The sequence below is a fragment of the Proteiniphilum sp. UBA1028 genome (assembly GCF_002316955.1).
GTDB lineage: Bacteria > Bacteroidota > Bacteroidia > Bacteroidales > Dysgonomonadaceae > Proteiniphilum.
This window is the reverse complement of sequence record NZ_DCEN01000087.1, coordinates 45,584-67,912: the sequence shown is the minus strand read 5'-3', so window position 1 is coordinate 67,912 and position 22,329 is coordinate 45,584. Positions and strand designations below refer to the sequence as shown.

The 22,329-nt window shown below is 44.4% G+C and carries 11 protein-coding genes; all 11 read left to right on the top strand.

What is annotated here, in order from left to right; all coding sequences use genetic code 11:
- The first annotated feature begins 18 nt into the window (after nucleotides 1-18).
- The 11 genes from B3Z75_RS13940 (at nucleotide 19) to B3Z75_RS13890 (ending at nucleotide 22,306) form a co-directional block, all read left to right on the top strand.
- Nucleotides 19-1,392 carry an SGNH/GDSL hydrolase family protein gene (locus B3Z75_RS13940; RefSeq protein ID WP_238866924.1) on the top strand — a complete coding sequence of 458 codons (1,374 nt, stop codon included), beginning with the start codon at nucleotides 19-21 and terminating at the stop codon, nucleotides 1,390-1,392.
- A gap of 110 nt (nucleotides 1,393-1,502) precedes the next feature.
- Complete coding sequence (locus B3Z75_RS13935) at nucleotides 1,503-3,335, top strand: RagB/SusD family nutrient uptake outer membrane protein (RefSeq protein ID WP_238866923.1); 1,833 nt, start codon at nucleotides 1,503-1,505, stop codon at nucleotides 3,333-3,335.
- A gap of 31 nt (nucleotides 3,336-3,366) precedes the next feature.
- Nucleotides 3,367-3,822 carry a DUF5004 domain-containing protein gene (locus B3Z75_RS13930; RefSeq protein WP_238866921.1) on the top strand — a complete coding sequence of 152 codons (456 nt, stop codon included), beginning with the start codon at nucleotides 3,367-3,369 and terminating at the stop codon, nucleotides 3,820-3,822.
- Between the two features lie 24 nt (nucleotides 3,823-3,846).
- Nucleotides 3,847-4,902, top strand: a complete 1,056-nt coding sequence (locus B3Z75_RS13925; RefSeq protein ID WP_294072982.1) for a DUF4961 domain-containing protein — start codon at nucleotides 3,847-3,849, stop codon at nucleotides 4,900-4,902.
- Between the two features lie 119 nt (nucleotides 4,903-5,021).
- Complete coding sequence (locus tag B3Z75_RS13920) at nucleotides 5,022-8,000, top strand: SusC/RagA family TonB-linked outer membrane protein (RefSeq protein WP_294072979.1); 2,979 nt, start codon at nucleotides 5,022-5,024, stop codon at nucleotides 7,998-8,000.
- Between the two features lie 12 nt (nucleotides 8,001-8,012).
- Nucleotides 8,013-9,773 carry a RagB/SusD family nutrient uptake outer membrane protein gene (locus B3Z75_RS13915; protein ID WP_238866916.1) on the top strand — a complete coding sequence of 587 codons (1,761 nt, stop codon included), beginning with the start codon at nucleotides 8,013-8,015 and terminating at the stop codon, nucleotides 9,771-9,773.
- 4 nt (nucleotides 9,774-9,777) lie between these two features.
- Nucleotides 9,778-12,852 carry a SusC/RagA family TonB-linked outer membrane protein gene (locus B3Z75_RS13910; RefSeq protein WP_238866914.1) on the top strand — a complete coding sequence of 1,025 codons (3,075 nt, stop codon included), beginning with the start codon at nucleotides 9,778-9,780 and terminating at the stop codon, nucleotides 12,850-12,852.
- A 147-nt stretch (nucleotides 12,853-12,999) separates the two neighbouring features.
- Complete coding sequence (locus B3Z75_RS13905; RefSeq protein ID WP_238866912.1) at nucleotides 13,000-14,919, top strand: RICIN domain-containing protein; 1,920 nt, start codon at nucleotides 13,000-13,002, stop codon at nucleotides 14,917-14,919.
- 14 nt (nucleotides 14,920-14,933) lie between these two features.
- A complete protein-coding gene (locus B3Z75_RS13900; protein ID WP_294072970.1) occupies nucleotides 14,934-17,483 on the top strand; it encodes a glycoside hydrolase family 38 C-terminal domain-containing protein in 2,550 nt (849 codons plus the stop codon).
- Nucleotides 17,484-17,525: 42 nt separating this feature from the next.
- Nucleotides 17,526-19,892 carry a GH92 family glycosyl hydrolase gene (locus B3Z75_RS13895; protein ID WP_238866908.1) on the top strand — a complete coding sequence of 789 codons (2,367 nt, stop codon included), beginning with the start codon at nucleotides 17,526-17,528 and terminating at the stop codon, nucleotides 19,890-19,892.
- 137 nt (nucleotides 19,893-20,029) lie between these two features.
- The gene (locus B3Z75_RS13890) at nucleotides 20,030-22,306 is read left to right on the top strand and encodes a GH92 family glycosyl hydrolase (RefSeq protein WP_238866907.1); all 2,277 of its coding nucleotides are present in this window, start codon (nucleotides 20,030-20,032) and stop codon (nucleotides 22,304-22,306) included.
- Nucleotides 22,307-22,329 lie beyond the last annotated feature (23 nt).

Below are 22,329 nucleotides of genomic sequence, written 5' to 3'. Positions count from 1 at the left end.
ATTTATATCAATTATAGAATGAAAAAAATTGTAGTCGTTATTTATCTGCTGTCAGTCGCCCTTCATATGAGCGCACAAAGTATTCCCGTTTTCAAAGAGGGCGAACGGGTTGCTTTTATAGGAAACAGCATCACCTGCGGTGGTCGTTATCACTCTTATATCTGGCTTTATTATATGACCCATTTTCCGGGAATGCGGATCGATATCTTTAATGAAGGGATCGGTGGTGATGTGGTACAACAAATGTCACAGAGAATGGATAAAGTGTTTGAGCATCGTCCCACCATTGTGACCCTCACTTTTGGGATGAACGATGTGGGGTATATGGATTTTACGCTTCCTGGAAATGATACAATCGGAGAGAGAAATGTAAAAACCTCCCTGAATCATTATCAACAGATGGAGAAGATCCTGAAAAAACAACCGCGCGTAAAAAAAATACTGATTGGTAGTTCACCGTATGATGAAACTTCAAAACTGAATAAAGTCCCTTTTCCTGGGAAAAACAATCTGATTGCGGATATCTCAGATTATCTGGCGAAGCGAGCTGCGGATAATCAATGGTATTTTATTGATTTCAACCGTCCCATGGTCGCAATCAATCAACGGGAACAACAGTTTGATTCTACCTTCACTTTGTGCGGACGTGATCGCATTCATCCTTCCACAGACGGTCATCTGGTCATGGCTTATCTTTTCCTAAGAGCACAGGGTCTGGCTGGTAATCCGGTCGCTGATATTTCCATCTATGCTGCAGGGAAAGCCATTACGCATGCAGTGAATTGTACTGTTTCAGATCTTTCTGTTTCTGCACAAAATATTTGTTTTACTTATCTGGCAAAATCACTTCCTTTTCCTATCGATTCATCCTATTATGACAATGAATTGCACAATCAGGCTGATGGCTTGAAGGTGATTCCATTTATGGAGGAGCTGAACCAGGAAGTATTGACTGTAGCAGGGTTACCAGATGGATACTACTTGCTAAAAATTGGAGGAAAGGAGATTGCCCGTTTTACGGCATACCAGTTAAGACGGGGAATCAACCTGGCTTCTTATGGAAATACCCCGCAATACGAGAGAGCACAGAAAATAGCCAGGTTGAACGAGCAGCGCTGGTTGATGGAAAGGGAAATGAGAGAGTATTACTGGATGGAATATCATTTGATGCGTAGAACAGGAATGTTGTGGAAAGGAGATGAAGCGGCTGTGGATACGCTCCTTAAATACCGAGAGATTGATCCGTTTGTGAACTGGAACCATAAATACTGGCTTCATTTAAGGAGTGAAAGTGTTCGTAAAAATACCATCGAAGAACAACAGCATCTGACCGATCAGATATACCGCGAAAATAGACCTGAAGCATTGAAGGTTGAACTGATCAAACTCTGACACATGAATTTAATCGATGCATTCTGTCAACATAAAAAATATACATAAAAAATATACATAAAAAAATAGAGTCTTAAAAAAATGAGTATTTATTTGAATAATGGTTTACTATGAAGAATTCTTTGAAATTTACTTTATTCCTTTTTTTTGTCTGGAGTCTGGCCTCTTGCAACAATGACTTTCTGGATCAGACCCAAACGACAGATTTGGATGAGAACAAAGTCTTTTCCGACAGTGCGTATACCGCCGGTTTTCTAACCCAGATCTATGTGGATGTAGGATTTGATACCGACCTCAACCGCTTCAATGGCTGGGGTACGAAAGGAGGAGGGTTGCAGGTTGCCAGCGACGAAGCTGAGTTTGTTCAGTCGAATGCCATTTCCACCGGGATGATGTTTGCTACCGGAACCATCAATCCTGTGACGGTCACGGCAGATGTCTGGGAAAAATGTTACCGGAACATCCGTCGGGCGAATGTTTTTTTGAAAAAAGTTGACGGAGCGCCGATTATTGAATCCACAAAACAACAGTATAAATCGGAAGCCAGAGCGCTCAGGGCATGGTATTATTTTATCCTTTTACGTCACTACGGAGGGATACCGTTGATTGGAGATGAGGTCTATGGTGCGGAGGATGAAATGAAAACCAGTCGCAACACTTTTGCCGAGTGTGTGGATTACATTGTAACAGAGGCCGAAGCAGTCCTGAAATCACATACCCTGCAACCACGCACAAGGGGTCGTAACAATGGAAGGGTGAGCGAAGCTGTTTGCAGGAGCCTGATATCCCGTGTCTTGTTATATGCAGCCAGTCCTTTATACAACGGGAGCGGATTTGGTACCGAAGATACAAAAGAACTGCTGGGTTATCCCACCTACGATGAGAACAGGTGGAAACTGGCACTCGACGCGGCAAGGAATATGCTGACGATGAGCGGTAACTTCCGATTGTTTGATTATCATTTGAATGATCGCAAGGAATATGAACCGGGATTTGGATTTTACGCGATCTTCTTTCCGCCCGATTTTAATAATATTACGCAATACGAAGGGCAGACATTTGATATGGGAGCCTATTGCGAATTGATTTTCGAGAAAAAAGATCGTCATGGTGTCACGGTGATGTCTTTTCTGGATCCTCCTTCATGCGGCGGTGGCGGCGATGCTGGTTATGTATACGGTGATCTTGCCAATGCCTTTCCGATGATTGACGGTAAGCCGATAGGTGAAAGTGCATATCCCTACAATCCGTTGCGGCCCAACCTGAACAGAGATCCCCGGTTCGCAAATACGGTGATCTATGACAGTTGTAAGGTTTACAGCGGAGGCAATGCAGATCATATTGTATACACCCGTCAGGGTAGGGGGGCTACGCAGGATGCGGTGCACAGCGGGACTCCCACCGGGTATTATATCCGCAAAATGATTCATCGGAATGCTTCTGCCAATTATTGGCTCGAGCCGCCACAGAATCGTCCTCTGATAAGATATGCAGAGATATTACTTAACTATGCCGAAGCGGCCAACGAGTTTTTTGGCCCTGATTATACTGAGTTCCTTGGTGAACAGGAGATGAGTGTCTATACAGCCTTGAAACTCATTCGAAAACGCGCTGGTATCCAAGCGGGTGAAGATGGAATGTATGGTCTTAAATCCCATATGAGCAAGGAGGAGATGAGAGATGCTATTCGTCTGGAACGTCGTCTGGAACTTGCATTTGAGGGTTTCCGATTCTTCGACGTGCGTCGCTGGAAGATCGCAGAGCAGACAGACAATGTCATGATGCGTGGAATGGAAATTACCAGAGAAGCAAATGGTAATAAAACCTGGCGTGAGTTTGATGTGAGAAAACATGTATTCCGTCAGGGTATGTACTTTTGGCCTATCCCCTATCAGGAGACAGTAAAATCGCCAGATTTGTTACAGAATCCTTTTTATGATTAATAGTGTGAGCGTAAAAAAATAAAAGAATCATATGAAAAACAAGATAATAAAAGTGGCTTTTGTGCTGCTCTCCATGATCGTGTTGAATGCATGTAACAAATTTAGTGCGACGGAGAGCGACGTGTATGAAGAAACTCACAAGGACTTGAGCGGGATCTGGAAGCTGGAAAAAGTAACACGCAACGGAATTGATATTACCGGACTGATGGACTTTTCCAAATTCAGCCTCGAACTGAAAGAAAATGGAAACTATGTGATTGAAAACTACCTGCCTTTTGTGGTAAAAAATAACGGGAGATGGCAAGTGGACGATCCTCTTTACCCTTTTCACCTGATATTTGAGGAAGAAGGGGGAAGCTCGGAGGAAGTAAACGTTGAAATTGAATATATGATTGTAAACGGAAAGCGTTCACTCTCTATTGACCTTAGTCCTGGCTGTTTCAGCAACGTTTATACTTATGTATTTAACAGAACAGATCAACAATAAAAAGGAGATAATCTGATGAAAAAAATGATACAAACAATCCGGGAGAAAAAAGCATTCTACACGATTTTGCTTTTGCTGGGATTAATCATGTTTAGCTGTGTATACCTTGATTCAGTAAAAGTAACGCAGATATATGACGGAGAAGAAGTAGCCTGGGCAAAAGCGGGAGACATCGCTACATTTACGCTCAAGGGACACATTGAATGCCATGAAGATCATAACGGTGTAAAATTTGTGGTGGGTTTCCTTGCTCCAAAGAGTTGGAAAGTGTCGCAGAACGCGAAGGTTACCTACAAAAATGACCTTGCTGAGGATCCCAATCAGGAAAAAACCATGTCATTAATTCCAGAAACATCCTTGCCCAAGAACGGCGGAGGACGCACCTGGGTGGAAGCATTGACACAGGAGTATGGTGTGGGTCCCAACGTGCTGGATGACATGGAATGGGTGGTTTTTTGGACCGACGACTCATGGGATATCGTCAATAATGCCAATCCCAATTATACCATTTACATTCGGACGAATGTGGGAGAACAAAATATGAAAGCAACGCTGGGATTCTTTGTGAATCACACCGATGATGGTTTTAGCAACGGTGGTGATCATAAAAAGGTGAAATTCAGCGATGAATGCTTCGAAGTCGTGGATGGAAAAGGTCTTACAATCGACTATTGCAATGATCACTACAATAAAGTGCAGCCACTGGCATCGTTGCAGGATGATTTTGTGACTTTCAGTTTCAATGGTGCCGTAAACCTGGATAATGCACTCTCCAAATCGGGAGAAGTCTACCTGAAAGCAATTGCTGTCACTGATGCTGGGAATCGTTACACAGTGAATGAAAAGAGTGGAAAAACACAGTTGACAAAAGAAAACGCCTTTTCTGATACCTATAGTATTACAATCTGGCCTTCAGATTTTTTCAGTGTCAATGATGATGAACACATTGTATCTGTGGATTATTGGTTCACAAATAAAAATGAAACCATTGTGATCTCCAAAACGGATGATGATGCCCTTCTGGGTGAAGAAAACCCGGAAGAGATGGCTCCCTTTTATTTCGAGTTTTTGTGTGAATGATTCATCATTGTTTAAAAACTAAAATTATTTGTATGTACACAATTTCATTTACAAAAAAATACTGCCCTTTATTTGTTTGCGTCATCTGTTGCTTTTGCATGGGCCTGGGACCGATAAAAATGATGGCACAGGATAAAGGGAATGCAATGTATACTTGCAGGATTCTGGACCAGGCGAACAACCCTGTGTCAGGTGTTGTGATCAGAGCAAAGGGAGAAAATGCCTTTTCGCAGACGAACAGTGAGGGCTTTTTTTCCTGTGAATACGAAAAAGGAAAAATAATTACACTTACTCATCCCGACTACCTCTACAAGGAAATCACGTTGAATGTATCACAGGAGAACAGTGGGGAGAACTTGATTTATCTGACAGAGAATGCTTTGCAGAACAATCAACCTGTTACCGGACCTTATGGCGAAAGTAAGCCAAAAGATGCTTTTTTGGGGGCTTCATCTACCGTATACACGGACGACCTGACAAAAACTGTTTCGTCAACCATTTTAGAAGCTTTGCAAGGACGGTTGACCGGACTGTATATTTCGCAATACCGAGGTACCCGCTTAACGGAAAGTGACAATTCGCAGTTTTTTCTGAACTCCCGGGGAAATTCCCCGATTGTGGTCATTGATGGAGTGCAGCGTGATCTGTTATCGATTGATCCCGAAGCAATAGAGTCTGTTTCTATTCAAAAAGATGCACTTTCCTCCATGTTTTTAGGAATGCGAAGCTCACGGGGCGCACTGATAATTACGACAAAGAATCCATCGAAGGGAGCTTTTCACCTCTCATTAACAGGACAGTTTGGGGTACAAAGCATGATTAACAAGCCAAAGCCACTCTCTGCCTCACAATACGCTTATATGTTAAATGAAGCATTGTCGAATGATCATAAGGAGATTTTTTACAATTACGATGATTATGCAAAATATCTCGATCAGAGCAGTCCTTTCACCCATCCCGATGTCAACTGGCAGAATGAATTGTTGAATGACCATGCCACTACACAGTCTTATAACCTGAATGTATCGGGTGGAGAGAGGGTCGCACAGTACTATATCAGTCTTGGGTATCATAACGAAAACGGATTATTTAAGACTGACCCGGCCAACAGTTACAATACCAATTTTCAGTTTGAGCGTTACATGATCTCTTCAAAGGTAAATATAAATGTCACGGAAGATTTTACCGCTTCCCTCACTGCACTGGCCCGTTTACAGGAAAACAACCAGCCGGGAGGTACAGGTACTGGATACAGTGATTTGTTGAATGCCATTTACACCACACCCAACAATGCTTATCCGGTGAAAAACCCGAACGACAGTTGGGGTGGCAATCTTACTTTCAACAACAATTTGAAGGCCCAGACTCTTCATTCCGGTTATATTGCCGACAACTCAAGGGATATTTTGGGGACCATGAACCTGAAGTATGATTTTCACAAAGTGGTAAAAGGATTGAGTGCACGTTTCATCGGAAGTGTATCTACCCAAAACCGGTCTTCCGTTACCCGAACCAAAAGGGCACCGGTCTATCAGTTGAAGCTGGAGGAGGGATCCGTGGAACCTTCCTATACGATGTATGGTTCTTCCTCTCCTCAAAGTAATAATTTCTTCGCCAAATCAAATTATCAGTATATGTATGGTCAGTTTGCCATGGATTACACGCGTCGGTTTGACAAACATAATTTTCAGGCCACCTTGCTGGGAGATACAAGAACAGAACTGGTAAATAATGAACTGCCTAAAATTCCCTCCAACGTGATGGAAACATTGTCATATGATTATGATGACAAGTATTTCGTGCAGTTGGCATTGACCGAGAGCTATTACAATCGGTATGCCGAAGGGCGTCGCTGGGGTACATTTCACGCCGTGGGTCTTGGATGGGACATCAGTAAAGAGAATTTCATGTCTTCGTTCAATAAAAACATCAATCAGTTCAAACTGCGTGGCGTATATGGTAAAACAGGAAATGGCATAGACAATACGGGTTACTACGACTGGCGACAGACCTTCGAGCAGATTACTACAGCTGCTTATCCCCAGGGTTCCTCAATGAGCAACGGATACTTCACTCGGGAGTACGGCGCGCTGGCGAATCCTTTTATAACATGGGAAAAATCACAAAAGGTAAATCTGGGTCTGGATGCATCTTTCTTTAACCGTCGCCTGCAATTGACTGTCGACTACTATAATGATAAATATTATGATCTATTGCAAACACGGGGCAAGAATATAGAGCTGATGGGTATTTCTTTCCCTACAGAAAATATTGGAAAAGTGCGAAGATTTGGAACAGATGTTTGGTTGACTTACCAGGACCATGTCGGCTCACTCAATTATTACTTGTCGGCCAATTGGAGTACGGAGCAAAGTCGTCTCCTGTTTAAGGACGAACAAAATGTACCCTATGATTATCTGCGGGAAACAGGTCGTCCTGCAGGGGCACTTTTCGGACTTGTAGCAGACGGATTTCTTACAGCTGGCGACCTGAAGAACGGTTATCCCGTGATGGAGGGTTATGAAAACATTCAGCCCGGAGATGTGAAATATGTGGACATGAATAAGGACGGTACCATTGATGAGTTTGACCGAACTGTGATTGGCGGAGATAAACCCTTCAGCTACTTTGGTGCGAACTTGGGTTTTGAGTGGCGCGGAGTTGAATTCTCCATGTTATGGCAGGGGGCCTACAACCGGGATATTTATCTCAGTGACAGAACCCTCACCGAAGGATTCCAATCTATCGGGCAGAGCTATGGACAAGCGTATCAGGTTCTATTAAACAGATGGACACCGGAGAACGCTGCCACAGCCACTCTGCCGCGACTCTCTGCCGGAGGAAACGGGTATAACCATCAATACTCCTCACTCTGGATGAAATCGGGTAATTTCTACCGCCTGAAGAATATCCACCTGGCCTATTCACTGCCGGTATCTGTTTCTCAAAGATTGCTGGGAGGTGTGAGGGTGAAACTATTTGTAAGTGGACAGAATCTTTTTACAAAATCAGCGCAGAACTGGGTCGATCCTGAGGTCAGTTTTACCAGTGCTCCATTGCAGCGTTGTGTGAGTACCGGAATTAATTTCAAATTTTAAATCAAGATTTACATGAAACGATTGAAATATTTTGTATGGATTGTCGGAATCATCTTCTTTACACAACTCTCGTGTACAGATAATTACGAAAGTCTGCCTGTAGACAGGTTTACCGATGAGTTTGTTTTTTCAACGACTGACTCTACGGGCAAACAGGCGCGACAATTCCTGAACATGATTTATGAGCAATTGCCAAACAGACACAATGGTGTGGGCGGTGACTATCTTGAGGCAGCTACAGATAATGCCCTTTCCATTGCCCTGGATGATGAACCCGATGTATATAAACTGTTGCTGGGAAGATATACAGCAAGCAACCGGATAAACTCTGATATGAAATGGGGCGATTATTATGCCTCTATTCGCAAGGTCAACATCCTGATCAAAAATATCGATGTGGTACCGTTCAAAAGCTTTTATACCGATGCTTTGGGAAATAAACGACCCTTGAATGCATCGATGAAGGCCGAAGCACGTTTTTTAAGAGCTTACTTCTATTTTGAACTACTTCAACGTTACGGGGGGGTACCCTTGATCGGAGATCAGATCTTCGGACTCGAAGATAATCTGGAGCTCCCAAGGAATACATTTTCCGATTGTGTGGATTATATCGTGAATGAAATTGAGGAGATCAAAGATTCACTTCGTACCATTCCATTTGAATACCCTGAGGAGTTTGCGCACGTAGCAACCCGCGAAGCGGCATTGGCCTTGAAGACCAGGGTGCTTCTATATGCTGCCAGTCCTCTGTTTAACGGAAACACCCTGGAAGAAGGAAATGAGCTGGTAGGGTACGCTTCTTATAAACGTGAACGCTGGAAGTATGCTGCCGATGCGGCAAGAAGTTTTATGGATACGTACGGTGAGAATGGCAGCAATGTATTCAAGTTGGCTCCCGATTTCCGTAAGATTTTTACCAACTGGTACGGGGGAGATAATCCTGAGTTGATCTTCTTCCGGAATACCGGAAACAACACAGGATTGGAAACGGTAAACGGACCTTTGGGCTTCTCTGGTATCAGGCTCGGAAACGGACGTACCAACCCCACTCAGAACTTGGTGAATGCTTTCCCGATGAAAGACGGGTTTGCACGTGGCGAAAGTCCGAAATACGCATACAATCCTCAAAGACCTTATGATAACCGTGATCCCAGACTCGACCAGACAGTCTTGCACAACGGATCGAACTGGCTTGGCACACAGTTGAAAACCTATCAGGGAGGGCCTCACAATCCTGCTGCTACAGGTCAGTACTCAAGAACCAGTTACTATATGCGAAAGTTTCTGGGTGATTTTGAGAATGCTGATCAATATGGCAATACGCTTCACCTGTGGATCATGTTCCGGTATGCGGAGATACTACTCAATTTCGCTGAAGCAGAAAATGAATATCTGGATACACCCTCCGACGAGATATATGATGTGCTGATTGCATTGCGCAGGAGAGCCGGAATTGAACCCGGAGACAACCAGAAGTATGGTCTGGAAAGCAACATGTCACAAAGTAAAATGCGCGAAGCTATTCAGAATGAAAGACGCATCGAGCTGGCATTTGAAGAGCATCGCTACTGGGATATACGTCGCTGGAGGATTGCCGAAGATGTTTTCTCGGAACCGGTCAAAGGAATGCAAATTGTCCTAAGCCAGGGCAACCCTTCTTATCAGGAGATCAATCTGATTCAGGCTCCTTTCAATGAGAGGCGCTATCTCTATCCCATTCCCTATTCCGAAGTGAACAAGAATATAAATATGGTTCAAAATCCAAAATGGTAATTTTATGAAACGAACAATCATCATACTATTCTATCTACATATCATCACCCTTCTCATCGGACAGACCAACATCCTGAAAGGAGTTGTTACTGCCACCGACGGTGAGCTTCTGATCGGGGTAAATATTAAGGTGAAAGATACGGGAAGAGGAACAATTACAGATATTGACGGAAATTTCCAGCTTGCTGTGGAGCCAGGAGAACATTTGGTGCTAACTTATATTGGTTTTAAAGACCTGGAATATGTGGTGGGAGCACAAAAAAATGTACAGATCGAGCTGGAACCCGACCAGACAAGCCTGGATGAGGTACTTGTTGTGGGTTATGGAAAAGCAAAACGTATCACCATGACCGGAGCTGTGAGCGGAGTTACTGCCCGCGAACTGCGCACTGTACCTACAAGCAACATCCAGAATGCCTTGTATGGAAAACTGCCAGGTTTTTTTACACAACAAACTTCGGGACAACCGGGTAAGGATGCTTCAGATTTCTTTATTCGTGGCAAGAGTTCACTGAATGATGCAGGTAACCAGCCGTTGATCATCGTGGATGATGTGGAGTATTCCTATGATCAGCTCTCACAGATCAATGTCAACGAAATTGAAAGTATATCTATCCTCAAGGATGCATCTACCACGGCTATTTATGGCATCAAGGGTGCCAATGGAGTACTGGTTGTGAAAACCCGCAGAGGGCTTGAAGGAAAGCCACAGATCAATCTGCGTATGGAAGGAGGGGTGCAAACGCCTGTTCGTACGCCCAAATTTCTGAATTCTTACGAAACAGCTTCCCTGGTGAATGAAGCTTATACAAATGACGGTTTGCAACCCTTGTTTTCTGATGAGGACCTGCAGGCATTCAAAGATGGTTCAGACCCCTACGGACATCCGGATGTGAACTGGTATAATGAGATCTTTAAAAAGATTGCTTTCCAGGAGAACGTGAATGTCGATATTTCTGGAGGAACGGCCAAACTGAAATACTTTGTTTCTACGGGTTATTTTTCACAAAATGGATTGGTAAAGGACTTTTCCAGTGCTAATGACGATATCAATACCAATTATTTTTATCGTCGGTTTAATTACCGTACGAATCTCGACTTTGACATCACCAAAAGCTTGAATATGCGCCTGGATGTGACCTCGCGTTTCATGAATATCAATGAACCGAATAACATGAACGCAACAGGTGAAATATATAATTTCTCCAAAATGCGTCCCTATTCGGCACCGTTTCTAAACCCCAATGGTTCTTTTGCTTATTTATATGATACGGACTCCCATAGTCCTACTTTAAATGCAAGACTGGCTAACGAAGGATACAAGCGAACCCGCCGGAACGACAACAATATCTTGTACGGCGCAAACTGGAAAATGGATTTTATTACCGAAGGACTTAGTTCCAACTTCCGTGTAGCATACTCGAATATTTATGAGAATAACCGGTCGGTATACCGTTTCAGTGATGGCTATCCCACCTATCATTATGATCCGGAAACAGAGATCTATTTCATCAATCCCAACGGAACATATGCCTATGGCACCTACGGAATAGGGGGAGGCATCAACCAATCGGTGAAGGACCTGAACATTCAGGCATCCTTGAACTATGCACGTACATTCAAGGAAATTCACGACGTGAGCGCCATGCTGCTTTATAATCGTCAAAGCCGAACTACGGAACACACGGGACAGAAGATACCTGAAAACTTTGAAGGATATACCTCCACTATTGGTTACAAATACAAGAATAAATATCTGATCGATTTCAATATGGCGTATAACGGGTCGGACCGTTTCGGACGCGACAACCGCTTTGGGTGGTTCCCCGCAGTGGGAGTAGGATATAGCATTTCAGAAGAATCTTTTTTCAAAAATCGGTTTTCCTTTGTGCAGCTGATGAAAGTAAGAGCTTCCTACGGATTGGTCGGCTCTGACATCGCACCAGGGGGACGTTATCTCTATAATCAAGTGTACGAGGCGGGTGACAACTATTATTTCGGCGACAGGGCACAGACTTTCCCAGGGTATAGAGAAGGGGATCTGGGCAATGAACACGTGACCTGGGAGAAGGCCAGAAAATTAGACTTGGGACTCGATTTGAATATTTTCGATAAGATTTCTTTTACCATCGACTATTTTTACGATGAACGCTACGACCAGCTGGTAAGGCGAAACGATACACCTTTGTTGCTTGGTATTGGCACTGCCCCCTTGAATGTGGCACGTACAAACAACCGGGGTGTGGACGGTCAGTTGGGCTATCAGACTCGTGTAGGTTCAGTGAATATTAATACAAATCTGGTGTTTTCCTACGCGAAGAATAAGGTAATCTACAAAGCAGAGGCGCAACAGAAGTATGACTGGCTTGCAGAAACGAGAAAACCCATTGGACAACCTTTCGGTTATATCAACATCGGTTATTATACACCGGATGAGATACTGAAAATTACGGAAGGTGCTGAAGATGCCCCGGCTGTCCCCAATACCGATATTCCGGTACAGGCAGGAGACCTGAAGTATATGGACCTGAACAACGATGGGGTCATCAACGATTATGACAAAGGAGCTATCGGCATGCCCAACCTGCCGAATACCACACTGGGATGGAACATAGGAGGCAACTGGAACGGATTTAGCTTGAGTCTGTTGTTCCAGGGTTCGTTCAACTACAGCTTCAGTGTGGTAGGTACAGGTATAGAACCCTTTAAAAGCCAGTTTCAGCCACTTCATATGAAACGCTGGACATTGGAGAGTTATCAAAACGGGGAAGAGATTGAATTCCCCCGCTTGACCAGTAATCCGGCGACTATCAACAGTGCAGAGAACTATATGTCGGATTTCTGGTTGATTGATGCATGGTATGTTCGGTTGAAGACGGTGGATTTTTCCTATCAGTTCCCGAAAAGAATGCTTCCCGGCTTTCTAGATTCGGTCAGGATTTACGTGAATGCTTATAACTTACTTACGTTGACAAACTATAATAAATATCAACAAGATCCCGAGATCTCCACAAACTCTGCAGGTGATGCCTATATGAATCAACGGGTATTTAACCTGGGATTTCAGGTATCTTTCTAAGAATGAGTCGTTGATATGTAATTGAAAGTTACTTTTTAAAAGAGAGAGATGTGGCATGGCTGTATGTAGAAGCAGAATTGCCTGCCGAATGCAGTCATGCCATTGTATTGCCTGATTGAATAAACCAATCAACAAAACCGTAAAGAGATGAAAGAGAGTGCTTTGAAGCGGGGAGTAAGTAATTTCTCCAGAAAGCAGTTGACTACCTTCCTTTGGTGTAGTTTTCTTTGTCTATTCTTTATTTCCTGCGAAGAGGAAACAAGACCTCTGCCCAACACCGGCAGAGCTATCAAATCATTTAAAATAAAGAATGGACAGATAGGAGCCGAGAGAGTGAATGTGGATAACTTTACTGTTCATGTGACCATTGACAGGTCCGTGGATCTCACTTCTGTCATTCCTGAGATAACCATATCAGAAGGAGCTTCTATCTCTCCAGCATCGGGAGCGGCGATTGATATATCAAAGAATCTTCAATCCAGTTATGTGGTCACGGCAGCTTCTGGACAGGGCAGGGAGTGGATCATACATTTTGAAATTGTGGACAATGACATCAATACAATGGAATACGGTACCTTTATTATCACCGGTGTGACAGGTAACAAAGTGCCGGGTGTACAAGGCGATTTGTTGTATAATGACAAGTACTGGGATCACGCCGTGATAAATCTTCAAAACAATGAAGGACGCAAATGGCAAAAATGGCACTTTATATTCGAAAAAGAAGAGAATGGGAAAAGATATTTTACACTCAGAAATCTTTTCAGTGGTCTCTACCTTACACTTCATGTTGGAAATGAGACCGATGGTATATCCCTCTTTCAGGATCAGGCATACAGTGAAGACAGAGATAAACAGTTGTGGACCATCCAAACCGCTGGTACAAATAAATACAAGATCATAAACAAGCAGAACGGATTGCTGCTTACTATGGCTGATGGTGAGTTGAAACTACTTGCTGATGGAGACAACATCTCGCAACTGTGGTACCTTAATCCTATTCCTTATGAAAGCTACAGAGATGTGGAGGTGCAGAATTTTTTTAGAAGAAACGAACCCTGGATGGGATCGGTCGCATTTGATCAGGGCAATTCAATCCCCCTCACCTGGGGTGATAACAACGGCAAGATACTGTGGATCACGGAAGATGCATGGGATGCTGCACAGATGCTGGGACCCGATCTGCTCAACGGAAACAGCTTTTTCAGGTACAACAACTCAATAATTCTTCAGCGCTCCAAAGATAATTGGAGCCCTCACGAGGCAGTGAACCTGACAAACCCCGATACACGACATCCCGACAGAGAGTACCAGATGATGGATGTGCAGGAGGGTATGGATTGGACCTGGCCTGGTGTGGGTGTAGAGATCGGTGATAAAGTATATGTGTATGCCGGTGAAGGAAAAGGTCTTGAAGCCATCAACGATGCATTATATGTATTGCATCAGCAAAGCGGTACTTCATGGAAGGTGGAACGCAAGACACCACGCAATGTAGGGGGAGCAGACGGAATGGTCAAGGGTGGTGACGGCTATGTGTATTGCTACAGCCACCAGGCCAATGATGGAATCGGATATACGACCGATTTGTTTATGAGAAGATTTTCGGAAAATAATCCATTGGCTGACTGGACCTTCTGGAATGGAGATGGATGGAGTACGGAACCCTCGAAAAAGAAGTCGATAGCTACTTCCAAAGCCACGACAAGTGTAGTGAAGGTGGGGGATAAGTATCTGATGATGTCCATGGACATGGGTTTCTGGTGTACCGAAGAGCGTAATATTTATCTATCCTGGTCAACGAGTCCCGTAAAACCTTTCTCTGAAAAAATAAAAGTATATGAAATAGAAGAAAATATCAACGGGGGCAAAGCACGTTTTTATACCCCCATCATACATCCTTGGTGCGTGAATGAGCAGAATGAAGTTTTACTCACTTATTCTCTGAACTTCAGTGCTTGTGACCAGCAGGATTACTTTTTTGATGAAAACGGAAACAAAGCAATGAACGCTTATTATTACCGATTGAAAGCGATAAGAGTACCCATGTCGGTGATTGGACTCTAACAAATCAGTTATATATGAATTGCATAATTGGTACAGCAAAAAAAAACATATTTCTCATGTTCATGATTGCAGGCTTCTCGTTGCAAGCGCAACAAGCCTGGTTCGCAGATGGTTATCACGGTGGAATATATGGGCATTATCCCAAGTGGCAGGCAAAATTTATGGTCGATCAGCTAAAAGCCAATCCTGGTTGGGTAATCAATCTGGAGATTGAGCCGGAGACGTGGGATACAATCAGTATAAAGGATGCAGATAATTTTGCTGCATTGCAGGCGTACTACGACAAGGAAGGACGTCATGGCCGGATAGAATTTGTAAATCCCACCTGGGCACAACCCTATTGTTATAATATTTCCGGGGAGAGTATTATCAGACAGTTTTCCTATGGGATTGCAAAAACCCGTGCATACTTTCCCAACGCGACCTTTCGTACCTATGCCGTGGAAGAACCCTGCTTTACGAGCAGTCTGCCTCAGATTTTGAAAGGTTTCGGGTTCAAATATGCCGTATTGCGGAATCCCAATACCTGTTGGGGAGGATATACCAGCGCTTTCGGAAAAGATATGGTCAACTGGATCGGCCCCGATGGTACATCCATATTGGCTGTTCCCCGGTACGCCATTGAGGGACTGTCGAAGGAATCTACCTGGCAAACCGATTCGTGGACCAATTCCAGGGAATTTATTCATGCCTGTTTTCAGGATGGGATACAGTATCCGGTCGGAATGTGTTTTCAGGATGCAGGCTGGGATTTCGGGCCTTGGCGCAATGCATATCAACCGACGGCGTATACCACCTGGACCGATTATATAGAGAGGATAAAGGATAGGGTAGAAGCTTCCGACTGGCGGTTTACGCAGGAGGATATTCAACCGGGACTGGTTTGGGGAGCACAGGTCATGCAGCGAATCGCACAAGAGGTGCGTGTGAGTGAGAACCGGCTTCTTGCGGCCGAAAAAATGGCAACCCTCGATTATTTGTATCACAACAAACCATGGCCTGAAGAGGATTTTGCAGAGGCATGGCGCACACTGATGCTTGCCCAGCATCACGACTGCTGGATCGTCCCCTATAACGGTAAACAGGGCAATACCTGGGCCGATAAAGTCACACGGTGGACCCGCTCCACAAACAGGATAGCGGATGAAAAGATTTTTTCGCTGTTCGGAGAAGCCAAAGAGTCCGCCTTTGTGCGGGTGTATAATACATTGGGCTCTACAAGAAAAGAAAAAGTTGATCTGATTCTGCCGGATTATTTGAAGGAGAACAATCTCACGGTGATTGATACAGAAAACCATGTGGTTCCCTCTCAACTTTCCCTCGATAGCCGGGGAAATAAACTGATTCATTTTGAAGCAGAAGTTTCAGGAATGGGATATACAACTTTCCAATTGAAGAAAACAGCTGTCTCAGTCTCCGATAAAACAGAAATGGTGTGGGATTCAAACGAATGCCTAAAAATTGAAACCAATTATTATTCAGTACTTTTTGATCCCGCGAAAGGGGGAACCATTACAAGCTTGGTTGATAAAAGGAATTGTGGGGCAGAGCTTGTGATGAGCAATCGTTCGCTGAATAACCTGAAGGGTTTCTTCTACCGGGAGGAGAAATTCCATGAAGGAGCCGAGAGTCCCGCCACCCTTTCCGTGGTTGAGGATGGTCCACTCTTCATCACAGTAAAAGTAGAGAACCAAATAGCCGGAAATAGCTATTATCAGCTGGTAACATTCCATAAAAACAATCCGCGGATTGATTTTACCTTGCACATCGACTGGGAAGGTCAGCCCGGAATTGGAGCGTATGATCATCACGACAATTACGAGGCAACAGATCGGCGTAAAGCATTTTACAATGATAAGTTCAAACTACATGTTGAGTTTCCGCTAGATAAAGTGGGAGAGAGATTATTTAAAAATGCGCCGTTTGATGTATGTGAAAGTGAACTGAGGAATACTCTTTTTTCCAGCTGGGACAGTCTCAGGCACAATGTGATTTTACATTGGGTTGATCTGACCGACCAGGTCGGAGAACGAGGCGTTGCCCTTTTCACAGACCATACCACCAGCTACCTTCAACACGACGATCTACCTTTGGGATTAACCGTACAGTATATCGGAAAGGCGCTATGGGGTCGTGATTATAAGGTTCACGGTCCCACTGAGATTCACTATGCATTGTTTCCCCATGCCGGAGATTGGGAAAAAGGGATGGTGCAGCGGGAGAGTGATGCATGGAATGAACCACTGATCGCACAATTCAGTAACAAACTCTCCACTTCTGTCAGAAATCTTATTGAAACGATCGATAGCAATCTTGAAATCTCCTCAGCTAAGATAGAGAATGAGGCGCTGATTGTTCGCTTATACAACAGTTCATCAGACAAAAAACCTCAGAGAATTATCCTGAATGGTGAGGTGGACGGCATTGAACAGATCGATTTAAAAGGAGACAAGATAGCGGATGTAGCTTATGAGAAAAAGGCCAACGGCCAATTGTCCACTGAGATTTCAATTCCTCAGTTTGGATTTAAAACACTGAGAATTAAGAGAATAAAACCTTTTTGATTTATTATAAAAAAAGAGTCTTCCTACACTAAATATTTGACAATGACAGACAAACTATCTTTTTTACCTGTATTACTCCTGTTGTTGCAGGGGTGTATAGGTAATCACATGGAGAAGGGCAGTGATTATGCTATCTATGTGAATCCGTTTATCGGAGCTAGTACCAGCATCGATGCAGCAGGCGTTTATCATGGCTTGGGAAAAACATTCCCGGGTGCAACCACGCCCTTTGGCATGGTACAAGTTAGTCCCAACACAATTACTGGTGGTGACAACGGCTCAGGCTACAGCTACGAACACCAGACCATTGAAGGGTTTGCCATGACCCAGCTGAGTGGTATTGGCTGGAATGGAGATATGGGCAACTTTCTTGTCATGCCTTCAACGGGTGATCTTAAGACAAGTGCGGGCACGGAAGAGAATCCTGATAGCGGATACCGTTCCCGCTACACCAACGAAAATGAAAAGGCAAAAGCCGGCTACTATTCCGTCCTGTTGGACGACTATCATATTATGGCAGAAATGACGGCTACGCAGCGTTGTGGCATGTATCGGTTCACCTTTCCCGAAAACGAAAAATCAAGAATACAGATCGACCTGGCGCGTCGTGTGGGAGGTACCTCTACAGAGCAGCAGGTGAAGGTGGTAGATAAACACACGATTTCCGGCTGGATGAAATGTCCACCCGAAGGAGGAGGATGGGGAAATGGCGATGGAAAATCGGATTATACGCTCTTTTTTTATGCACAATTCGAAAAACCACTTCGGGACTATGGCATCTGGAGTGCTGCCATTCCGGATGACCAGACACGAAAGCTGGAAGATGTGACCAGTCCCGGATATCAACAGATCATTGCAGAAGCTGGAATTAAAAGAAACATCGCGGAAGGGCAGGGAAAACATCTGGGCTTTTTTACCGAATTTCCTACAAAGGAAGGAGACCGGGTGTCGATGAAGGTAGGTATTTCGTTTGTGGATCAGGAAGGTGCAAGGCGGAACCTCGAGGAGGAGATACCCGACTGGGATTTCGACCGAGTAAGGAAGGATGCATATATAAAATGGAACGATTCTCTTGCTAAGATTAAAATTAGCGGCGGAAGCGATGAGCAGAAAAAAGTTTTTTACACCGCTCTCTATCATACGATGATCGATCCAAGGACCTATGAAGATGTGGATAAACAGTACCGTGGAGGCGATCAGGAGGTTCATACGTCAGTCGATTTTACAAAGCGGACTGTATTTAGCGGTTGGGATGTATTCCGCAGTCAGTTTCCATTGCAGACTCTCATCAACCCCACTGTCGTGAATGATATGCTTCAATCGCTCATTACACTGGCTGAGGAGAGTGGCAAAGGTTATCTTGAACGGTGGGAACTGATGAATGCTTATAGTGCCTGTATGATAGGCAATCCGGCCATATCGGTACTGACCGACGCCTATGCAAAAGGAATCAGGGGTTATGACATCCAAAAAGCATATGAGCTGGCCCTTCGCACATCAGAACGAAGTGGAAATGAAAAGCTGGGTTTTGCCGTGCGGAGCGATGCTGTTGATTCGGGGAGTGCCGGTTACGCAACAGGAAACTTCTCCATATCCAATACGCTGGAGCTGAGTTATACCGAGTGGTGCATGTCGCGGTTAGCCGGGATGATGGATCACAAGGAGGATCAGGAAAAGTATCTGTCTCTCTCCCGAAGCTACAGGAATGTATTTGATGCGCAGATGGGTTGGTTCCGGCCCAGAAACGAAGACGGAACGTGGGCTGAATGGCCGGTGAAAGGTAGACTGGAAGAGAGCTACGGCACGGTTGAAAGTAACCCCTATCAACAGGGTTGGTTCGTGCCGCACGATGTGGAGGGGATGGTTGACCTGATGGGGGGCATAGAAAAAGTCTTGCCCGACCTGATCAGTTTCTTTGAGAATGTACCCGATGACATGATGTGGAACGACTATTATAACCATGCCAATGAGCCGGTACATTTCGTCCCCTATCTTTTTAACCGTTTGGGTTCTCCCTGGCTGACGCAGAAGTGGACCCGGGAGATTTGTCACCGTGCCTACAGAAACCGGGTGGATGGGTTGGTCGGGAATGAAGATGTGGGACAGATGTCGGCCTGGTATGTTTTATCGGCTGTAGGCTTGCATCAGGCTTGCCCTGGAGACCTGCGGTATGAGATAACCAGCCCTATATTCGAGGAAATAGAAATTCAACTGGATGGAAAATTTGCTACAGGGAAGAGCTTTCGGATCATTGCAACCAATAATTCTGAAAAGAATGTGTATATTCAGCAGGCAAGTCTGAACGGTGTGCCACTTGAGAGATGCTGGCTGCATTACGATGAGATCATCTCGGGAGGAGAACTGAAACTGGAAATGGGCCCCGAACCCAATATGAATTGGGGAGTATGATGCCGTGCTCTTGCATCTCCCTGTTCAAATAAATGCAATCATGGAAGCGCTCTGAAAAGGTTTTATGGAAGCCTTTTGATGAATAGGATTCATCCAATAAGTTATTTGAGTGTACAAACGAATCAAGCTTAAAAATTATGAGAAAGATTGTAATGATTGTTCTGATTGTAGGAATATTCACCCTTTCGTGTAAAACGGGACAGGAAAATCTGGTTCGATATGTGAATACCTTGCAGGGGACGGATTCACGACCGGATTATAGTTATGGAAATACCTATCCCACTGTGGCCGTGCCATATCCCATGCATGCCTTTTCTCCGCAAACCGGCAAAAACGGCGATGGATGGAAATACCAGTATGAAGCGACCACCATCAGGGGATTTCAGTTGACGCATCAATGCAGCCCATGGGTGAGGGACTATGCTACGATTTCCTTGATGCCGCAAACAGGCAAGCTCACTGTGCATGAGGATGAACGAGCCACAGGCTTTTCACATGACCATGAAACAGCCCAACCTCACTATTATGTCGTGCAACTGGACAACAGCGTAAAAGTGGAGATTTCACCGGTTAAGCGCGGTGGCATGATGCGTTTCACTTTCCCGGAAAAGGAAAAAACCTTCCTCGTGCTGGATGGTTATATCGGCAGAAGCGGTGTGACCATCATTCCGGAAGAAAATAAAATAGTTGGATGGGTAAACAGTGGTTTTCTTTTTCCACAGGAGATGAAAGGCTATTTTGTAATTACTTTTGATCAGCCATTTCTGTCGCACGGTACCTGGGATAATCGCACAAACCAGATCGATCCCCACAAACTTTCAGATGAAGGAGAGGGTAAAGGAGCGTATCTTGCATTTGCCGATGGTGCTACCGTCCAGGTGAAGATAGCGATGTCCTATATCAGTCCGGAACAGGCTGAGCTGACGCTAAGACAGGAATTGGGTAATTTCGACAAACTGGAGGAGGTGAGCAGAGCTGCTGGAAAACTGTGGAATGATCTGCTGAACAGGGTAAAAGTGGAAGGTGATAGTGAAGAGGATAAAGCAACTTTCTACTCCTGTCTGTTTCGCTCCAATTTATTTTCCCACACCTTTTATGAAATCGATGAAGAGGGTGAAGCTTATTACAGAAGTCCCTACGATTTTAACGTCCATGACGGATATATGTACACCGATAATGGTTTCTGGGATACCTTCCGTTCTCAGTTCCCATTGACCAATATCCTGCATCCCTCCATGCTAGGGCGTTATATGCAGTCGTTGGTGGACGCGAAAGAACAATGTGGATTCTTTCCTGCCTGGTCTTGTCCCGGGATGTCGGGTATCATGATCGGCAATCATGCCATTTCCCTGCTGACGGATGCTTGGGCAAAAGGGATCCGTAACTTCGATCCTGCGAAAGTATTGGAACAGTACCATCATGAGATTACCCATGTGAGCTTTTGGAAGGGATCCAGTGGACGCGAAGGCCATGAATACTATTTTGAAAGAGGGTATATCCCCTATGAAATAACCGGAGAAAGTGCTGCCAAAACGTTGGAATATGCGTATGACGACTGGTGTGCGTATCACCTGGCGAAGATGACAGGAAACAAGAAATATGAAGAAATATTCGGTGAGTTGATTTATCATTATCAAAACATGTGGGATCCTGAAACAAAGTATATGCGTGGCAGAAAACTGGATGGCGGTTGGGCTTTTGAAGATTTCAACCCTTACAGGTGGGGCAATCCCTTTACCGAAGGAAATTCCGCTCAATACTCATGGTCTGTGTTCCATGATATAGAGGGGTTGATTAGTCTCATGGGTGGAGAAGATTCGTTCAATGCACGTCTTGATTCATTTTTTCATGGCACAAATGAATACGACAAAGGTGCTTATTTTGAGGTCATCCACGAGATTAAGGAGATGCTTGCAGCCAATATGGGGCAGTACGCACATGGAAACCAACCTTGCCAACATGTACCTTATCTGTATAATTTTTCGGGAGAACCATGGAAATCACAGGCGCAGGTGCGTAAAGTGATGTCGCAGTTGTACAATTCTTCTCCTCAGGGTTATCCAGGTGATGAAGATCAGGGTGGACTCTCTTCCTGGTATGTATTGAGTGCCATGGGGATATACAGTGTTTGTCCCGGAAGCGATCAGTATGTACTGGGCAGTCCCATGTTCAAGAAGGTGACTCTTACCCTGGAAGACGGCAAACAGTTTGTTATCGAAGCCGAAAACAACAGTCCCGATAACGTATACATCACCTATGCTGAATTGAACGGGGTCGCATACACTAAAAACTGGATTGCGTATGCTGATATTGTGAATGGCGGAAAGTTGAAATTGGTGATGAGCAACACCCCCAACAAGGAAAGGGGAACACGCATGGAGGATCGTCCCTATTCAGTCTCAACGGATAAATAGCTCGCTGATTCCGCCACCTTCTC